Source organism: Streptomyces microflavus (assembly GCF_014650075.1).
GTDB classification, from domain to species: Bacteria; Actinomycetota; Actinomycetes; order Streptomycetales; family Streptomycetaceae; genus Streptomyces; species Streptomyces microflavus.
Window position 1 is genome coordinate 301,564 of sequence record NZ_BMUG01000005.1, and the last position, 17,311, is coordinate 318,874.

General features: G+C 71.9%; 15 protein-coding genes. 12 read left to right on the forward strand and 3 right to left on the reverse strand.

From position 1 onward, the window contains the following. Window positions 1-5: 5 nt before the first annotated feature. The 7 genes from IE264_RS16610 (at window position 6) to IE264_RS16640 (ending at window position 9,395) form a co-directional block, all read left to right on the forward strand. A complete protein-coding gene (locus tag IE264_RS16610) occupies window positions 6-569 on the forward strand; it encodes a 2Fe-2S iron-sulfur cluster-binding protein (protein WP_032754420.1) in 564 nt (187 codons plus the stop codon). Beyond that, window positions 566-1,576 (forward strand): FAD binding domain-containing protein, encoded by a 1,011-nt coding sequence (locus IE264_RS16615; RefSeq protein WP_032754422.1) that lies wholly within the window; start codon window positions 566-568, stop codon window positions 1,574-1,576. The genes IE264_RS16610 and IE264_RS16615 overlap by 4 nt, the downstream gene beginning before the upstream one ends. 55 nt (window positions 1,577-1,631) lie before the next feature. Next, window positions 1,632-3,728 (forward strand): xanthine dehydrogenase family protein molybdopterin-binding subunit, encoded by a 2,097-nt coding sequence (locus IE264_RS16620; RefSeq protein WP_032754424.1) that lies wholly within the window; start codon window positions 1,632-1,634, stop codon window positions 3,726-3,728. Window positions 3,729-3,907: 179 nt separating this feature from the next. After that, window positions 3,908-4,366, forward strand: a complete 459-nt coding sequence (locus IE264_RS16625) for an ATP-binding protein (RefSeq protein WP_015606734.1) — start codon at window positions 3,908-3,910, stop codon at window positions 4,364-4,366. Between the two features lie 151 nt (window positions 4,367-4,517). Next, a complete protein-coding gene (locus IE264_RS16630) occupies window positions 4,518-5,930 on the forward strand; it encodes an NADP-dependent succinic semialdehyde dehydrogenase (RefSeq protein ID WP_015606733.1) in 1,413 nt (470 codons plus the stop codon). 67 nt (window positions 5,931-5,997) lie between these two features. Next, on the forward strand, window positions 5,998-8,376 hold the full coding sequence (locus IE264_RS16635) for a phosphoketolase family protein (RefSeq protein WP_032754425.1): 2,379 nt from the start codon (window positions 5,998-6,000) through the stop codon (window positions 8,374-8,376). Between the two features lie 59 nt (window positions 8,377-8,435). Beyond that, the gene (locus IE264_RS16640; protein WP_032754427.1) at window positions 8,436-9,395 is read left to right on the forward strand and encodes a D-2-hydroxyacid dehydrogenase family protein; all 960 of its coding nucleotides are present in this window, start codon (window positions 8,436-8,438) and stop codon (window positions 9,393-9,395) included. A gap of 52 nt (window positions 9,396-9,447) precedes the next feature. Here IE264_RS16640 and IE264_RS16645 read toward each other — a convergent pair whose 3' ends face one another. After that, a complete protein-coding gene (locus IE264_RS16645; protein WP_032754429.1) occupies window positions 9,448-10,563 on the reverse strand; it encodes a baeRF3 domain-containing protein in 1,116 nt (371 codons plus the stop codon). Window positions 10,564-10,696: 133 nt separating this feature from the next. On the opposite strand from IE264_RS16645, the gene IE264_RS16650 reads away from it, so the two are divergent. Continuing rightward, complete coding sequence (locus IE264_RS16650) at window positions 10,697-11,194, forward strand: DUF1269 domain-containing protein (protein WP_031126625.1); 498 nt, start codon at window positions 10,697-10,699, stop codon at window positions 11,192-11,194. A gap of 121 nt (window positions 11,195-11,315) precedes the next feature. Further along, window positions 11,316-12,668, forward strand: a complete 1,353-nt coding sequence (gene glsA / locus IE264_RS16655) for a glutaminase A (protein WP_032754431.1) — start codon at window positions 11,316-11,318, stop codon at window positions 12,666-12,668. 13 nt (window positions 12,669-12,681) lie between these two features. Here glsA and IE264_RS16660 read toward each other — a convergent pair whose 3' ends face one another. Beyond that, complete coding sequence (locus tag IE264_RS16660) at window positions 12,682-13,500, reverse strand: endonuclease I family protein (protein WP_015606727.1); 819 nt, start codon at window positions 13,498-13,500, stop codon at window positions 12,682-12,684. Window positions 13,501-13,718: 218 nt separating this feature from the next. Further along, entirely contained in the window at window positions 13,719-14,273 is a 555-nt protein-coding gene (locus IE264_RS16665; RefSeq protein WP_032754433.1) for a GH25 family lysozyme, read from the reverse strand. A 165-nt stretch (window positions 14,274-14,438) separates the two neighbouring features. Between IE264_RS16665 and IE264_RS16670 the strand changes: the two genes are divergently transcribed. The 3 genes from IE264_RS16670 (at window position 14,439) to IE264_RS16680 (ending at window position 17,226) form a co-directional block, all read left to right on the forward strand. After that, window positions 14,439-14,651: a hypothetical protein gene (locus IE264_RS16670; protein WP_015606725.1), complete on the forward strand. Its 213-nt coding sequence runs from the start codon at window positions 14,439-14,441 to the stop codon at window positions 14,649-14,651. Between the two features lie 139 nt (window positions 14,652-14,790). After that, window positions 14,791-15,945 carry a methyltransferase gene (locus IE264_RS16675; RefSeq protein WP_032754435.1) on the forward strand — a complete coding sequence of 385 codons (1,155 nt, stop codon included), beginning with the start codon at window positions 14,791-14,793 and terminating at the stop codon, window positions 15,943-15,945. 102 nt (window positions 15,946-16,047) lie between these two features. Continuing rightward, on the forward strand, window positions 16,048-17,226 hold the full coding sequence (locus tag IE264_RS16680; protein ID WP_032754437.1) for an acyl-CoA dehydrogenase family protein: 1,179 nt from the start codon (window positions 16,048-16,050) through the stop codon (window positions 17,224-17,226). Window positions 17,227-17,311: the final 85 nt, after the last annotated feature.

Sequence of the window (17,311 nt, forward strand, 5' to 3'; positions counted from 1 at the left end):
CGAGCATGGATTCCCTCGCCCTGGAAACGGTCACCGCACCGGAACCGGTCACGGTGGAACGTTCCACTGTGACCCTGCACGTCAACGGGGAGGAGACCGAGCTGACGCTCGACCACCGCACCACGGTCCTGGACCTGTTGCGGGAACAGCTCGGCCTGACCGGCGCGAAGAAGGGCTGCGACCACGGCCAGTGCGGTGCCTGCACGGTCCTGGTGGACGGCCGCCGCGCCAACAGCTGCCTGCTGCTCGCCGTCGCCCAGGACGGCTCGGCGATCACCACCGTCGAAGGACTCGCCGACGGCGACACCCTCCACCCCGTGCAGCAGGCCTTCATCGAGCGCGACGCCCTGCAGTGCGGCTACTGCACCCCCGGGCAGATCTGTTCGGCCGTCGGCATGCTCAAGGAGGCGGCCGACGGCCACCCCTCCCACGCCACCCCGCCCGACGCCCTGACCGAGGACCCCGCCCCCCTCGGCGCGGACGAGATCCGCGAGCGGATGAGCGGCAACCTGTGCCGGTGCGGGGCCTACCCCCGGATCGTCGAAGCCATCGAGGACGTGACCCCGTGAAACCGTTCGGCTATCAGCGACCCACCACCACCGCCGAAGCCGTACGGCTCTGCGCGGAGGGCCCCGGAGCCCGCTTCCTGGGCGGCGGGACCAACCTCGTCGACCTCATGAAACTCGGCGTCGAGGAACCGGGCCTTCTCATCGACGTCACCAAGCTGCCCCTGGACCGGGTGGTCCGCACCCCGGACGGCGGCCTGCGGATCGGCGCCACCGTCCGCAACAGCGACCTCGCCGCCCACCCCGACGTACGCCGTGACCACCCGGTGCTCACGCAGGCGCTGCTGGCCGGGGCCTCGGGGCAGCTCCGCAACACCGCCACCACCGGCGGCAACCTCCTCCAGCGCACCCGTTGCTCCTACTTCCAGGACGTCTCCAAGCCCTGCAACAAACGGCTCCCCGGCTCCGGCTGCCCCGCCCGCGAAGGCTCCCACCGCGACCTCGCGATCCTCGGGCACTCCCCGGAGTGCGTGGCCACGAACCCGTCCGACATGGCCGTGGCCCTCGCCGCCCTCGACGCGACCGTGCTGCTGCTGGGGCCGGAGGGCGAACGTGCCGTCCCCGTCACCGAGTTCCACCGGCTGCCGGGGGAGAACCCCGACCAGGACACCGTGATCAGGCCCGGCGAGCTCATCACCGAGGTGGTGCTCCCGCCGCCGGCCCCCGGCACGGCCTCCCGCTACCGCAAGGCCCGCGACCGCGCCAGCTACGCCTTCGCCCTGGTCTCCGTCGCCGCCACCCTCCAGGTGGACGCCGGCCGCGTCGAACGGGCCACGCTCGCCTTCGGCGGCGTCGCCCACCGGCCCTGGCGCGCCCGCAGGGCCGAGGCCGAACTGCTGGGCGCCCCCGCCACGCCCGCCGCCTTCCAGCACGCCCTGATCGCCGAACTGGCCGAGGCGCAGCCCCTGCGCGACAACGCCTTCAAGGTCGACCTCGTCCGCCGCGTCGCCCTCGACGTCCTCGGTGAACTCTGCGAGCCGCAAGGCCGTGAGACCGCCCCCGCCACCTGACCCCCGCCCCACCGGCCACCCGACCCCGCCCCACCGACCTGAGGACTCCGCCGCCATGCCCCACGCCCCGCAGCTCACCGGTGCGCCCGTCGTCCGCAGGGAGGCCCGGGACAAGGTCACCGGCACCGCCCGGTACGCGGCCGAACACACCCCGCCCGGCACTCTGTACGCCTGGCCGGTCCCGGCCACCATCGCCGCCGGCCGGGTCACCGCCGTACGGGCGGTCGACGCGCTCGCCGTCCCCGGTGTGCACACCGTGCTCACCCACGACAACGCGCCGGCCCTCGCCGAACCAGAGGACCCGATCCTCGCCGTCCTCCAGAGCGACCGGGTCCCGCACCACGGCTGGCCGATCGCCCTCGTCGTCGCCGACTCCCCGGAGGCCGCCCGGACGGGCGCGGGGCGCCTGCTCGTCGAGTACGAGAGCACCGAGCACGACGTGACCCTCACCGAGGACCACCCGGGCCTCTACACGCCGGAGAAGGCCAACGGGGGCTTCCCCGCCGTCCGCAAGCGGGGCGATTTCGAGCGGTCCTTCGCCGCCGCCCCCGTCCAGGTCGACGCCACCTACCGGCTGACCTCGCTGCACAACCACCCCATGGAGCCGCACGCCGCCACCGCGTGGTGGGTGGACGGACACCTCACCGTCCACGACTCCAGCCAGGGTTCCGACGCCGTGCGCAAGAGCCTCGCCCGGGTCCTCGGCCTCGGCCCCGAACACATCACGGTCGTCTCCGAGCACGTCGGCGGCGGCTTCGGCTCCAAGGGCACCACCCGCCCGCAGGCGATCATGGCCGCCATGGCCGCCCGCCACACCGGCCACCCGGTCAAGATGGTCTTCCCCCGCGCCCAGCTCGCGGAGGTCGTCGGCCACCGGGCCCCCACGATCCAGCGGGTGCGCCTGGGCGCCGACCTCGAAGGCGCCCTGCAGGCCGTCTCGCAGGAGATCGTCACCCACACCTCCACCATCAAGGAGTTCGTCGAGCAGGCCGCCGTACCCGCCCGTGTCATGTACGGATCCCCGGACAGCACGACCACGCACCGGGTGGCCGCCCTGGACGTCCCCAGCCCCTCGTGGATGCGCGCGCCGGGCGAGGCCTCGGGGATGTACGCGCTGGAGTCGGCCATGGACGAACTCGCCTCCGCCCTCGGCATGGACCCGGTCGAACTGCGGCTGCTCAACGACCCGGCCACCGAACCGGACAGCGGCCGCCCCTTCAGCAGCCGGGGCCTGGCCGCCTGCCTGCGCGAGGGAGCGACCCGCTTCGGCTGGCACGGCCGCGACCCCCGCCCCGCCGCCCGCCAGGAGGGCCGCTGGCTCCTCGGTACGGGCGTGGCCTCGGCGACGTACCCCGTCCTCGTCTCCCGGTCCACCGCCCGCGCCCACGCGGCGGCCGACGGCACCTTCCGGATCGAGGTCAACGCCACCGACATCGGCACCGGCGCCCGGACCGTCCTGGCTCAGATCGCCGCCTCGGCCCTCGCCACCGACGCGGACACCGTCGACGTGCGGATCGGCTCCACCGACCTGCCCACCGCCCCGCTGGCCGGCGGCTCCTCCGGCACCGCCTCCTGGGGCTGGGCCGTCCACAAGGCGGCGACCGCTCTGGCCGCCCGTCTCGCCGACCACCGGGGGCCGCTGCCCGCCGAGGGGTTCACGACCACCGGTGACACCGAGGAGGAGACGGCCGCCGAATCCCCCTACGCCCGGCACGCCTTCGGCGCCCACTTCGCCGAGACGGCCGTCGACTCCGTCACCGGAGAGGTCCGGGTGCGCCGGCTCCTCGGGGTGTACGCCGCCGGGCGGATCCTCAACGCCCGCACCGCACGCTCCCAGTTCACCGGCGGCATGGTGATGGGCATCGGCATGGCGCTGACCGAGGGATCCGCCATCGACCCGGTCTTCGGCGACTTCACCGCCAAGGACCTCGCCGCCTACCACGTGCCCGTCAACGCCGACGCCCTCGACATCCAGGCGCACTGGATCGAGGAGGACGACCGCCACCTCAACCCGATGGGCTCCAAGGGCATCGGCGAGATCGGCATCGTCGGCACCGCCGCCGCCATCGGGAACGCGGTCCGCCACGCCACCGGGGCCCGGCTGCGCGAACTGCCGCTCACCCCCGACCGGCTGCTGCCGTACCTCCTGTGACGACTCCTGCGACGTCCGAACGGCCCTCACCAGGGCCAACAGCTCATCTGTTGCGCGGACGGCCCACCCGGGTGACCCTAATGAGTGACCCAGAAGTGATCAGTGCTCACGCTTCGTGTTCGGGGGTTGTTGGTACGACGGGGTGAAGCAGGTGGGCCTCGCGGTGAGGAGCTTCGACGATGACCGTTCCACTCGACCGGCACTATTCGGTCGAACTGCAGGTGTCGGCAGAGCGCGTTTCCCAGGTGCGGCGCATCGTCGCCGCGCACCTTCGTCACTGGAGTCTCGAACTCCACGTCCGGCCGGTGTGCCGGGCCATGGACGAACTCCTGACCAATGTCCACCGGCATGTCGGTGACGCCAACCAGTGCGTCGTCGAACTCCGCTGGACCGGACGGCACGTCACCGTGTCCGTCGCCGACAACAGCGCCCGGATGCCCCGGCTGCTGCCGGCCGGCGGCGGACTGAGCCGGGTGATGGCCCTCAGCGACAGCTGGGGCACCTGCCGGACCACGGACGGCAAGGTGGTCTGGTTCACCCGCTACGCGCAGGCGCAGCAGACCGCGGGACTGCTGCCGTACCCCCCGCTGCCCGGCGTGCGCGAGTCCCGCCGCGCCCCGCTCGCGGCGCTCGTGTAGATCCTCGCAGCCCCGCACACCCGGCCGACGCGGAACGTGCCCCATCCGGCACGCATGATCCGCGTCGGCCGGGTACGTGCGAGAGGGGCCGCGTTGCGCCCGACCACGCGGCGCGGCACCGTCGAAGTACCGATGCAAGGAGGCCACTGCCATGCCCATCGCGACGGTCAACCCCGCGAACGGCGAACTGATCAGGTCCTACGACGCCCTGGGCGAGGAGGAGACCGAGCGCAGGATCACCGCCGCCCACACCACCTTCCAGCAGTACCGCACCACCCCGTTCGAGCAGCGTGCCGTCTGGCTGAACCGGGCCGCCGACCTGCTGGACGCGGACCGCGACACCATCGCCCGCACGATGACCCTCGAAATGGGCAAGCCGGTCACCGCGGCCCGTGCCGAGGCGGCCAAGTGCGCCAAGGCGATGCGCTGGTACGCGGCCAACGCGGAGCGCCTGCTCGCCGACGAGCACCCGGACCCCGCCGACGTGACGGACTCCGGTGCCTCCCGGGCCCTGGTCCGCTACCGCCCGCTCGGTGTCGTCCTCGCCGTGATGCCGTGGAACTTCCCGCTCTGGCAGGTGGTGCGCTTCGCCGCCCCCGCGCTGATGGCGGGCAACGTAGGCCTCCTCAAGCACGCGTCGAACGTGCCGCAGACCGCGCTCTACCTGGAGGATCTGTTCCACCGCGCCGGATTCCCGGCGGGGTGTTTCCGTACGCTGCTGATCGGCTCGGGCGCCGTCGAGGCCGTCCTGCGCGATCCCCGGGTCGCGGCGGCCACCCTCACCGGCAGCGAACCGGCGGGCCGCGCCGTCGCCGCCACCGCCGGTGACGAGGTCAAGAAGACCGTGCTGGAGCTCGGCGGCAGCGACCCGTACGTCGTGCTGCCATCGGCCGACGTCGAGAAGGCCGCGGCCACCGCCGTCACCGCCCGCGTCCAGAACAACGGCCAGTCCTGCATCGCCGCCAAGCGGTTCATCGTCCACGCCGACGTGTACGACACGTTCGCCGAGCACTTCACCGCCGGGATGCGCGCCCTCACCGTGGGCGACCCGCTGGAGGAGACCACCGACGTCGGACCGCTTTCCAGCGAGCAGGGGCGCACCGACCTGGAGGAGCTCGTCGACGACGCCGTGGAGCGCGGCGCCACCGTCCTGTGCGGCGGCGGCCGGCCCGACAAGCTCGAAGGCGGCCTGGAGAACGGCTGGTTCTACGCCCCGACCGTGCTCGCCGGGATCACCCCCGCCATGCGCATCCACCGCGAGGAGACCTTCGGCCCGGTCGCCACCCTCTACCGGGTCGCGGACCTCGACGAGGCCGTCCACCTGGCCAACGACACGCCGTTCGGGCTCAGTTCCAACGTCTGGACCCGGGACGCGGGGGAGCAGGAGCGGTGCGCCCGAGACCTGGAGGCGGGCGGGGTCTTCTTCAACGGGATGACCGCCTCGCACCCCGCCCTGCCCTTCGGCGGGATCAAGCGCTCCGGTTACGGGCGCGAGCTGGCCGGGCACGGCATCCGCGAGTTCTGCAACGCCACCACGCTCTGGTACGGCCCCGAGAAGTCCTGACGAGCCCCGGCCTTCCTGAGGCAGCCCCGCCCACCCGTGCGCCGTCACCCATGAGGAGACCTGCTCCGTGAGCGACACCCACACCCCGTCCACCCTCTCCGACCAGGAACTCGCGGCGCTCGACGCGCACTGGCGCGCCGCCAACTACCTCGCCGTGGGCCAGATCTACCTGATGGCCAACCCCCTGCTGACCCGGCCGCTCACCCCCGAGGACATCAAGCCTCGGCTGCTCGGCCACTGGGGTACCTCACCGGGGCTCAACCTCGTCCACACCCACCTCAACCGGGTCGTCAAGGACCGGGGGATCGAGGCCCTCTGCGTCTGGGGCCCCGGCCACGGCGGCCCGGCCGTCCTCGCCAACGCCTGGCTGGAGGGCAGCTACTCCGAGACCTATCCCGATGTGCCCCGCACCACCGAGGGCATGGGTGTGCTCTTCAAACAGTTCTCCTTCCCCGGCGGGGTGCCCAGCCATGTCGCCCCGGAGACGCCCGGCTCCATCCACGAAGGCGGCGAACTCGGCTACGCCCTCACCCACGCCTACGGCGCCGCCTTCGACCACCCCGGTCTGCTGGTGACCTGTGTGGTCGGCGACGGCGAGGCGGAGACCGGACCGCTCGCCGCGTCCTGGCACTCCGACAAGTTCCTCGACCCGGTCCACGACGGGGCCGTCCTGCCGGTCCTCCACCTCAACGGCTACAAGATCGCCAACCCCACGGTCCTGGCCCGGCTGCCCGAGGAGGAGCTCGACCAGCTCCTGCGCGGCTACGGCCACGACCCGCTGTACGTCACCGGCGACGACCCGGCCACCGTCCACCGGGCGATGGCCGCCGCGATGGACACCGCCGTCGAGCGGATCACCGCGTTCCAGCGCGCGGCCCGCGAGGACGGGGCCACCGAGCGCCCCCGTTGGCCCATGATCGTGCTGCGCACCCCCAAGGGCTGGACCGGGCCGAAGGAGGTCGACGGGCTCCCCGTCGAAGGCACCTGGCGCTCCCACCAGGTCCCGCTCTCCGGGGTCCGGGACAACCCGGAGCACCTGCGGCAGCTGGAGGCCTGGCTGCGCTCCTACCGTCCCGAGGAGCTCTTCGACGCGGACGGCCGCCCCACCGATCAGGTGCTCGCCTGTGTCCCCGAGGGCGAGGCGCGGCTCGGCTCGACCCCGTACGCCAACGGCGGTCTGCTCCTGCGCGACCTGCCGGTCCCGCCCCTGGAGGACCACGCCGTACGCGTCGACAAGCCGGGCTCCGCCTCCCACTCGCCCACCCAGGTGCTCGGCGGTCTCCTGGAGGGCGTCATGGCCGCGACGGCCGAGCGCCGGGACTTCCGGGTGGTCGGCCCCGACGAGACGGCGTCCAACCGGCTGCAGGCCCTCTACCGGGCGACCGGCAAGGCCTGGCAGGCAGAGACCCTGCCCACCGACGAACACCTCGCCCGCGACGGCCGGGTGATGGAGGTGCTCTCCGAACACCTCTGCCAGGGCTGGCTGGAGGGGTACCTCCTGACCGGACGCCACGGGCTCTTCTCCAGCTACGAGGCGTTCGCCCACATCGTCGACTCGATGGTCAACCAGCACATCAAGTGGCTGCGCACCTCGCGCCGGCTGCCCTGGCGGCGCCCCATCGCCTCCCTCAACTACCTGCTCACCTCGCACGTCTGGCGCCAGGACCACAACGGCTTCTCGCACCAGGACCCCGGATTCGTCGACCACATCCTGAACAAGAGTCCCGAGGTCGTACGCGTCTATCTGCCGCCGGACGCCAACACCCTGCTCTCGGTCGCCGACCACGCGCTGCGCAGCCGGGACTACGTCAACGTGATCGTCGCGGGCAAGCAGCCGACCTTCGACTGGCTCACCCTGGAGGAGGCCCGTGCGCACTGCGCCCGCGGGGCCGGGGCGTGGGAGTGGGCCGGGACCGAGGACGGCAGCCGCGAGCCGGACGTGGTGCTCGGCTGCGCCGGGGACGTCCCCACCCAGGAGGTCCTGGCCGCCGCCGACCTGCTCCGCCGTCATCTGCCGGAGCTGGCCGTACGGGTGGTCAACGTGGTCGACATCGCCCGCATGCTGCCGCACGAGGAGCACCCGCACGGGATGCCGGACTCCGAGTACGACGCCCTGTTCACCCGCGACAAGCCGGTGATCTTCGCGTACCACGGCTATCCGTGGCTGATCCACCGGCTCGCCTACCGCCGGGCGGGCCACGCCAACCTGCATGTGCGCGGCTACAAGGAGGAGGGCACCACGACCACGCCGTTCGACATGGTGGTCCGCAACGACCTGGACCGCTACCGGCTGGTCATGGACGTCATCGACCGGGTGCCGGGGCTCGGCGTCCGCGCGGTCGCCCTGCGCCAGGCGATGGCCGATGTCCGCACCCGCCACCACGCCTGGATCCGCGAGCACGGAGTCGACCTGCCCGAGGTCGAGGAGTGGAGCTGGAGCGGCTGACCCACTTGGGGCGATCATGGAGGGTGTCCGCCCGACCCCGTCCCGCCGGAGAGCCCCACATGAAGCTGCGCTGCGCCGTGATCGAGGACTTCCAGTCCGCCGCCACCACCGTCGCCGACTGGTCGTCCGTCACCGCCGACGTGGACGTCGTCACCTTTACCGAGCACCTGGGCTCGACGGAGGAAGTGGCCGCCGCCCTCGCGGAGTTCGACATCGTCGTCACCCTGCGCGAACGGGTCCCGTTCCCGGCGGAGGTGTTCGCCCGCCTGCCCCGGCTCCGGCTCCTGATCGCCTCCGGCATGCGCAACTCCGTGATCGACTTCGCCGCCGCCGAGCGGCACGGCGTCACCGTCTGCGGCACCGCCAGCTCCTCCACCCCGCCCGTCGAACTCACCTGGGCCCTGCTGCTCGGCCTCGCCCGCTCCATCGTTCCCGAGGCCAACGGCCTCCGTGCGGACGGGCCCTGGCAGTCCACCGTGGGCGCCGACCTGCACGGCCGCACGCTCGGCCTGCTGGGCCTGGGGAAGATCGGCAGCCGAGTCGCCCAGGTGGGCCGGGCCTTCGGTATGGAGGTGGTGGCCTGGAGCCAGAACCTCACGGAGGAACGCACCCAGGAGGTCGGCACCGCGCTGGCCGCGTCCAAGGAGGAGCTGCTGGAGGCCGGTGACTTCGTCTCCGTACACCTGGCGCTGAGCGATCGCACCCGGGGCCTGATCGGCGCCGCCGAGCTCGCCCGGATGCGCCCCACCGCCTACCTGGTCAACACCTCCCGGGCCGCCATCGTCGACCAGGACGCCCTGCTCGCGGCCCTGCACGCCGGGACCATCGCGGGGGCCGGGCTCGACGTGTTCGACGTCGAGCCCCTCCCGGCCGGCCACCCGATGCGCACCGCCCCGCGGCTGCTGGCCACCCCGCACCTGGGGTACGTCTCCCGCGCCAACTACGCGACGTACTACGGCCAGGCCGTCGAGAACATCCGGGCGTTCCTCGACGGGGAGCCGGTGCGGCGGATCGGCTGAGGGCGCCTCGGCGGGGTATGCCGGGCGCCCTCGTACGGCTGCGCACAGAGACTCAGAACCGCAGCGCCGCCGCGATCCGCCCGTGCCCGGCCAGCGAGTCGTCCTCGACGAACACCACATCGGCCCCGCCGTCCAGCGCCGCCTCGATCAGCTCGTCCACGATGTCCTCGCGGACCTGCTGGTCCTCCGACTGCGTGGTCCCCTCGGGGACCGGCTCCAGGTGTCCGTCGGTCACCCGCACGGTCGTCTGGAAGTGCTCCTCCACCGCGACCAGCCCCACCCGGCCCTCCCGGACGGCGGCCCACACCTCGTCGAGCCCGCCGGCGAACGTGTGGGCGCTGCGGGCGTCGTCGAGACGGGTCCCGACGTCGGCGGTGGCCTGCCGGGCCCCTTCCTCCAGCGCGGGCCGCAGCTCTTTGAGGACATCGGCGGGCGGAAGGTCGGCCGGGGCCCCCTTGGCGACACGTCCGACGGCCCCCTTCGAGCTCTCGCCGACCTCGTCCAGCAGGGCGAGGGCGGGCGGCAGTCCCATCACGTACAGCGGACGCGGATCGGCGGACAGCACGGCACGCAGCTTCTGGTCGACGGTACGGAAGAAGTTCCGCGTGTCCTCGTAGGTGAACGTGCTCGGGGTGTCCCCGATCCGCTCCTCGCGCTGCGGGTTAGGCGCCTCCTTCGGCGCGGTCAGCGGGAAGCCGCCCAGCTCCCGCACCTCGATGGAGCCGTCCGTGCCGTTCCACAGGGTGGCGTGGTCGGCGGCGACGGTGAGCGCCCAGTACGGCCGCGCCTGGGCCTTCGCGGCGACGAGGTTGCGGGTGAGGTAGCTGTCGCTGAGCACCACCCGTTCCGGCGCGGTGCGCGGAAGCTGCCAGATCAGGTGTTCGTCGGCCGTGGCCAGGACGACCAGCGAGTCCAGGGCCCGGCGCGGGTCCACCTCGTCGACGGCCCGGTCCAGCTCGGCCCTGATGGCGGCGGCCGTCTCCCGGCTCACCTGCGGATCGGCGTCCAGGCGGTGGCCCGCCTCCGCCACCAGGTTGCGCAGCCGCACGGGGTCCTGGGCGTTGTCCGGGGCCGTGCGGTGGGTCGGCATGGTCAGGGACAGGGCCGGATAGGGCCGGGTCGCCCGCAGCTCCCGCAACAGGCCGGCGGTCAGGGCGTCCGTGTCCATCGTTCCCTCCCAGGGCTTTCACCCGCTCCCGTAGGAAGCGGATGCGTATGAGGCGGATACGTCAACGAGTCAATTCATACCTTTTGATCCTAATATGAGCGAGTTGGTGATCACTGGCTGCGGGAGGTGCGCGATGTCCACGCTCACGGTGTGGAAGTTCCGGACGGCCGAGGGCGCGGAGGACGTCGAGGAGGCGCTGAAGTCCTTCCAGAAGGAAGGGCTGATCAAGATCCTCGACGCGGCGGTGGTCAGCTGGCCCGCAGACCGGGCGAAGCCCCGGACGAAACAGCTCCTCAACCTCGTCGGCGCGGGCGCTCTCAGCGGCACCTTCTGGGGGATGCTCTTCGGGCTGATCTTCCTGATGCCGCTGCTCGGGGCGGCCATCGGAGCGGCGGCCGGGGCGCTCGGCGGCAAGCTGGCCGATGTCGGCATCGACGACGACTTCATCGCCGAGATCAAGGAGAAGGTGACGCCGGGAACCTCGGCGCTGTTCCTGCTCACCCGGGACGAGGTGCCCGGCCGGATCGGCGCCGAACTGCCCGGTGGCGGCGCCGAGCTGCTCCACAGCAACCTGGACACCGAGCGCGAGGCCAGGCTCCGCGAGATCTTCGGCGACGACACGACCGCGTGAGACCGCCGCCACCGCTTCCCGCTTCTTCTCCCCTCCGATTGGACGGACCGTCCGTGAAAGCGAAACCCTCTCCGCTCCGAGCCCGCGTCCTCGTCCCCGCCGCGGCTGAGGGGCGACGCGGATGAGCGCCGCCGACGCGGTGACCGACTCGCTCAACAGGATGCGCGCCGAATTCGGCGACGCGCCCGGTGGCCGCCCGGCCGACTACATCCCGCAGCTGGGCCTCGCCGACCCGGACGCCTTCGGGCTGGCCCTGGTCAGCATGGACGGGCACAGCTACAGCGCGGGCGAGGCCGATGTCCCCTTCACCATCCAGTCCGTCTCCAAACCGTTCATCTACGCCCTCGCGCTCTCCGTTCTCGGCCTGGACGAGGTGAGCCGGTGGGTGGGCGCCGAGCCGAGCGGCGACGCGTTCAACGCCATCAGCCTCGAACCCGGCACCGGCCGGCCGGCCAACGCGATGGTCAACGCCGGGGCCATCGTCACCACCGCCCTGATCCCCGACACCCCCGGCGAACCCGCCTTCGAACGCATCCTGCGCTGCCTCGGCCGCTTCGCCGGGCGTGAACTGGACGTGGACGAGGAGGTGTTCACCTCGGAGTCGATGACCGGTGACCGCAACCGGGCGCTCGCCTATCTGATCCGCGCCACCGGCACCATGCCCGTCGACCCGGTTCTGGCGGTGGACCGGTACTTCCGCCAGTGCGCGGTGCGCGTCACCGCCCTCGACCTCGCCACGATGGCCGCGACCCTCGCGTACGGGGGGCTCAACCCGGTCACGCGCGAGCAGGTCGTCTCGTCGGAGGTCGCCGCCCAGGTGCTCGCCGTGATGGCCACCTGCGGGATGTACGACGGTTCGGGGGAGTGGCTGCTGCGGGTCGGGCTGCCCGCCAAGAGCGGGGTGTCCGGCGGACTCATCGCGGTCGGCCCCGCCCGCTTCGGCGTCGCCACCTACAGCCCGCCGCTGGACACCGCAGGCAATTCGGTGCGCGGCCAGGCGGCGCTCCGGGCGCTCTCGGAGCGGTACGGGCTCCACCTGATGCTCAACCCCGCGCTGCCCGGATCCACCGTCAGCCTCGTCACCACCGCCGACGACCTGCCGTCCGCGCCCTCGTCCGACCACGAGAGGGTCCTGCACGAGAAGGTCGGCGTGGTCGCCGCGCAGGGCGCCATCGACTTCACGGCCGCCGAGCGCGTGCTGTACGCCCTGGACGAGTCGGGGCCGGACCAGGACAGTGCCGTCGTGCTCGACCTGCACGACGTCACCGCCGTCGACCCCGTCGCCCTGGGGATGCTGCACACCGGTCTCGCCCGGCTCGCCGCCGACGGCCGGCGCGCGGCGATCGTCGACCCGCACGATCTGCTGGGCCCGCCGGACGTCGTGCAGGAGGGCACCGGCCAGGACCTGCCGCGCTACGCCACGCGCGAAGCCGCCGTGGAAGGGAGCGCGCGGGCCCTGGCCGGGGAGGGCTGAGCCGGGACCGGGGCTACCAGATGGCCCCGACCCACTCGGGGTGGTCGATGAACGGGTTCCGGTTGTGCTGGAACTGCTCGAATATCACGTCGTTACGGCGCTTCTCGAAGGCGTCCGGCGGGTCTTCCTGGCTCCACTGCTTCAGCACGGACAGCTTGCCCATCTTCGGGGCGGAGCCGTTGTTCACCTGGTCGTTGGGTTCGAGGTCGGCGAAGGAGTCGGTCCCCTCGTAGCGCACCGCCATGTAGAGGATCATCCGGGCGACGTCGCCCTTGACCGCGTCACGCGGCTCGAAGGAGTCGCCGTCGGTGTAGTTGCCGGGCGCCTCGCCCAGCTGGCTGCCGCCGTTGTCGAAGTCCTTGTTGCCGCGGGAGGAGTTGACCGAGACGTCCTCGGGGCGCAGATGGTGGACGTCGGTGCCCGGGCCCGTGGCCGTACCGAAGTCGCCGTGCGACTTGGCCCAGACGTGCTCACGGTTCCACTGGTCGGCGTTGCCGCCGTTGTCGTTCTTGGACTGGGAGCGCCCGGTGTAGAGGAGGATCACGTTGGAGGAGTTGGCGGGGTCCTCGTCGGTGGCCTTGAGCGCGTCCCACACCTGGCTGTAGGAGAGCTTGGTCTGGTCGCTGATGATCGTGTGCAGGGCGCTCTTGAGCTCGGTGCCGGTCTTGCCGAGGGCGTCCTGGTAGTACGTGTCGTCGAGCGCGGCGGCGAGGGTGGCGGGACGGTCGGGCGGGGTGTCGGCGGGCGCCGCTGCGGCGGTGCCCGCGAGGACGGCGACGGCGGCCGCGGTGGCCAGCAGTGGACGCGCGTAGAACGTATGGCGACGGGACATGTGGGGTGTCCTCTCGAAACACGGGCACCGCGACACCGGCCCTGGGTGGGGGCGCCGGTCGGGGTGGCCGGGTGATGTGTGGTACGGGGGAGCCTTCCACACGCACAGTGGCCCACGTGTGAACGCTGTGTACCTATCATGTGCAGGTCAAGATTGAGGTTCGCCGGACCCTGGACCGCCGGGCCGGGACGCGGGCCCCGGCCCGGCGGTGCGGGCCGCTACCCGGCGGTTGCCCAGTCGCGCAGGGCCTGGACCGAGCCGAAGTCGGCGACGTTCCGGTCGAGGGGGTCGTCGGTGTACTGGTGGATCCGCCAGGAGGCCTCGATCCGGGGCTTGCCCGCGGCGACGTAATCGGCGATCCACAGCCCGTCGCCCGCGTAGCCGCTGGTGTCGTGGGTGCGCCAGAAGGCCCGGTTGCAGTAGAGGAGGACCCGGTGGCCGGGCCGCTCCCGTTTCACCGCGCGCAGGAAGCGGTCCTTGTCCGCGCTGCTCGCGCGCGTCCCGCCGCCGGTCTGCTCCCAGTCGACGGCGAGCAGATCGCCTTCCTTCTCCGGGGTTTTGCTCAGGAAGTACGTGACCTGGTCCTTCACGTCCCCCGGCCACAGGAAGTGGTAGAAGCCGACGACGCACTCGGCGTCCCGGGCCCGTTTCACCTGGGCGTCGAGACGTGGATTGACATAGGTGCGGCCCTCGGTGGACTTGATGAAGACGAAGTCGAGACCGTCCGTGTCGTAGGAGGGCTGATAGGCGCTGACGTCGACGCCGTGGAGCATGGGCACCGCCTCAAGAGGTGAGAAACGACGTTCCGGTTCTGCCCACTCCTCGTACGGCTCAATGACCGGTTCACCCTCCCGGGTGGCCCGCCGGGTCCGGGACCCCTCGGATGCGGCCCGGCCCGTGCGGCGCGAGAATTGCCGCAAGGACCAGGAGGAGGCGGCATGAGCGAAGACCCCGAATCCGTATCCGCGGCCGCGCCCGAGGTGCGGGGCATCACCCCCGACCGGCTTCTGCACACGGGCGCGAGCGACAGGCCGAGCGCGGAGGACCTGGTGCTCGCCTCCGGGCGCGATCTGAACCCCGAGAGCCTGGAATGGGCGCGGCGCAAGCTGGCCGAGGAGGGGCGCGCCGCCCTCGACAAGCAGCTTCCCTGACGGAGTCCGCGGCCCTGCCGCGGGGCCCCCGGGGCGTGCCCGGCGACCGCCCCCGGGGACCGGGCGCCGGGGCGATACGACCGGGGGGCCGGGGAGCGTGTGGGGCGCCCCCGGTTCCCTCGGTTAGCCTGAGTGACATATGAACCGTTTGACGACCTCACAGGGCGCTTTCGAGCTTGCCCGCTTCCCCGAGCACCCGAGCGATCCCTTCCGGGCATGGGACGCCGCCGACGAATACCTGCTCCGGCAGCTGACGGACCCCGAGACCGGGCCCGTCGACCTCGCGGGCACGGTCGCCGTCGTGGGGGACCGGTGGGGAGCCCTGGCCACCGCGCTGGCCGCCCACCGGCCCGTCCAGATCAGCGACTCCTACCTGGCCCGGCGCGCGACCCAGGCCAACCTGGACCGCAACGGTCTGGACCCGGACTCCGTGACGCTGCTGTCCTCGCGCGACACCCCGCCGGACCGGATCGACGTGCTGCTGGTCCGGGTGCCCAAGTCACTGGCCTTCCTGGAGGACCAGCTCCAGCGGATCGCCCCCGCGCTCCACGCCGGCACGGTGGTCATCGGCACCGGCATGGTCAAGGAGATCCACACCTCCACCCTCAAGCTCTTCGAGCGGATCATCGGGCCGACCCGCACCTCCCTCGCGGTGCGCAAGGCGCGGCTCATCTTCAGCACCCCCGACCCCGAGCTGCCGCGTACGCCGAGCCCGTGGCCGTACCGCTACGAGCTCCCCGCCGACGTCGGTCCCGCCTCCGGGCGTACCACCGTCAACCACGCCGGGATCTTCTGCGCCGAGCGCCTGGACGTCGGCACCCGCTTCTTCCTGAAGCACCTGCCCACCCGCGGCGGATCCGTCAAGGTCGCCGACCTGGGCTGCGGCAACGGCGTGCTCGGTCTCTCCGCGGCGCTCGCCAACCCCGACGCGCACGTCACCTTCGTCGACGAGTCCTACGGGGCCGTGGCCTCCGCCGAAGAGACGTTCCGCCTGGGCGCACCGTCGGGTGCCAAGGCGGACTTCCTGGTCGGCGACGGACTCTCCGGCCTCGCCCCCGGCAGCATGGACCTGGTGCTCAACAACCCGCCGTTCCACTCCCACATGGCGACCACCGACGCCACCGCCCGCACGATGTTCGTCGGCGCGCGTACCGCGCTGCGGCAGGGCGGCGAACTCTGGGTGGTGGGCAACCGGCACCTCTCGTACCACACCCACCTGCGCCGGATCTTCGGCAACTGCACCACGGTCGCGGGCGATGCGAAGTTCGTGGTCCTGCGCGCAGTCAAGCGCTGACGGCGAACCGCGGCGTCCCCGGCCCTTCCAGATTCTTGCAACACGTTCTACTGTGTGCGCCGCCGCACACGGGCGACGCAGACGCGAGACTCTGGAGGGGCCGTGCACCTCGAATACACGCCTGAGCAACAGCAGTTGCGTACCGAACTGCGCACCTACTTCGCCGGTCTGGTCCCCGACAACGCCTACGCCCGCTACGCGGAACCCGCCTCGCAGAAGCGCTTCTACCGCGAGACGATCCGCCGGCTGGGCACCGACGGCTGGCTGGGCGTCGGCTGGCCGAAGGAGTACGGCGGCCGGGGGCTGACCCCGATGGAACAGTTCATCTTCTTCGACGAGGCCGCCCAGGCCGGCGTGCCGCTGCCGCTGATGGCGCTGAACACGGTCGGGCCCACGATCATGCAGTTCGGCACCGACCAGCAGAAGACGTACTTCCTGCCGAAGATCCTCGCCGGGGAGATCGACTTCGCGATCGGCTACAGCGAACCGGACGCGGGCACCGACCTCGCCGCCCTCAAGACCCGTGCGGTCCGCGACGGGGACACGTACATCGTCAACGGCCAGAAGATCTGGACCACCAACGGCGACACCGCCGACTGGGTCTGGCTCGCCGTGCGCACCGACCCCGGGGCCCCGCCGCACAAGGGCATCACCATGCTCCTGGTCCCCACGAGCGACCCCGGCTACTCCTGCACCCTGATCAACACGCTCGCCTCGCACGACACCACGGCCAGCTACTACGAGAACGTCCGCGTCCCCCTCACCCACCGCGTCGGCGAGGAGAACAAGGGCTGGCGGCTCATCACCAACCAGCTCAACTACGAGCGCGTCACCCTCGCCGCCCACGGCACCATGGCCGTACGCGCCCTCCACAACGTCCAGCGCTGGGCCGCCGACACCAAGCTCACCGACGGCCGTCGCGTCATCGACCTCGCCTGGGTCCGCACCCTGCTCGCCCGCACCCACACCCGCCTGGACGCCATGAAGCTGCTCAACTGGCAGATGGTCTCAGCCCTCCAGGACGCCACCCTCACCCCCCAGGACGCCTCGGCGGTCAAGGTCTACGGCTCCGAGGCCCGCCGCGACGCCTACGCCTGGCTGATGGAGATCGTCGGCTCGGCGGGCCCGCTGAAGGAGGGCTCCGCCGGCGCGGTACTCCACGGCGAACTGGAGCGCGGCTACCGGTCGGCGGTCATCTTCACCTTCGGCGGCGGCAACAACGAGATCCAGCGCGAGATCATCTCGTGGATCGGGCTGGGGATGCCTCGGGTGCGGCGGTAACTCGACGCGCGGCAGTGGCCTATACCATGTACTCCGCGCTGGCCGACATGTATAAGTGATGTACCTCACAGCGGAACAGACGTGC

Excerpts from the sequence above, each read along its gene's own strand:
- IE264_RS16660 (WP_015606727.1), bottom strand. The coding sequence starts at position 13,500 with ATGTCCCGTCGCCATACGTTCTACGCGCGTCCACTGCTGGCCACCGCG.
- IE264_RS16625 (WP_015606734.1), top strand. The coding sequence starts at position 3,908 with ATGACCGTTCCACTCGACCGGCACTATTCGGTCGAACTGCAGGTGTCG.
- IE264_RS16650 (WP_031126625.1), top strand. The coding sequence starts at position 10,697 with ATGTCCACGCTCACGGTGTGGAAGTTCCGGACGGCCGAGGGCGCGGAG.
- IE264_RS16670 (WP_015606725.1), top strand. The coding sequence starts at position 14,439 with ATGAGCGAAGACCCCGAATCCGTATCCGCGGCCGCGCCCGAGGTGCGG.
- glsA (WP_032754431.1), top strand. The coding sequence starts at position 11,316 with ATGAGCGCCGCCGACGCGGTGACCGACTCGCTCAACAGGATGCGCGCC.
- IE264_RS16645 (WP_032754429.1), bottom strand. The coding sequence starts at position 10,563 with ATGGACACGGACGCCCTGACCGCCGGCCTGTTGCGGGAGCTGCGGGCG.
- IE264_RS16630 (WP_015606733.1), top strand. The coding sequence starts at position 4,518 with ATGCCCATCGCGACGGTCAACCCCGCGAACGGCGAACTGATCAGGTCC.
- IE264_RS16610 (WP_032754420.1), top strand. The coding sequence starts at position 6 with ATGGATTCCCTCGCCCTGGAAACGGTCACCGCACCGGAACCGGTCACG.
- IE264_RS16665 (WP_032754433.1), bottom strand. The coding sequence starts at position 14,273 with ATGCTCCACGGCGTCGACGTCAGCGCCTATCAGCCCTCCTACGACACG.
- IE264_RS16640 (WP_032754427.1), top strand. The coding sequence starts at position 8,436 with ATGAAGCTGCGCTGCGCCGTGATCGAGGACTTCCAGTCCGCCGCCACC.
- IE264_RS16620 (WP_032754424.1), top strand. The coding sequence starts at position 1,632 with ATGCCCCACGCCCCGCAGCTCACCGGTGCGCCCGTCGTCCGCAGGGAG.
- IE264_RS16675 (WP_032754435.1), top strand. The coding sequence starts at position 14,791 with ATGAACCGTTTGACGACCTCACAGGGCGCTTTCGAGCTTGCCCGCTTC.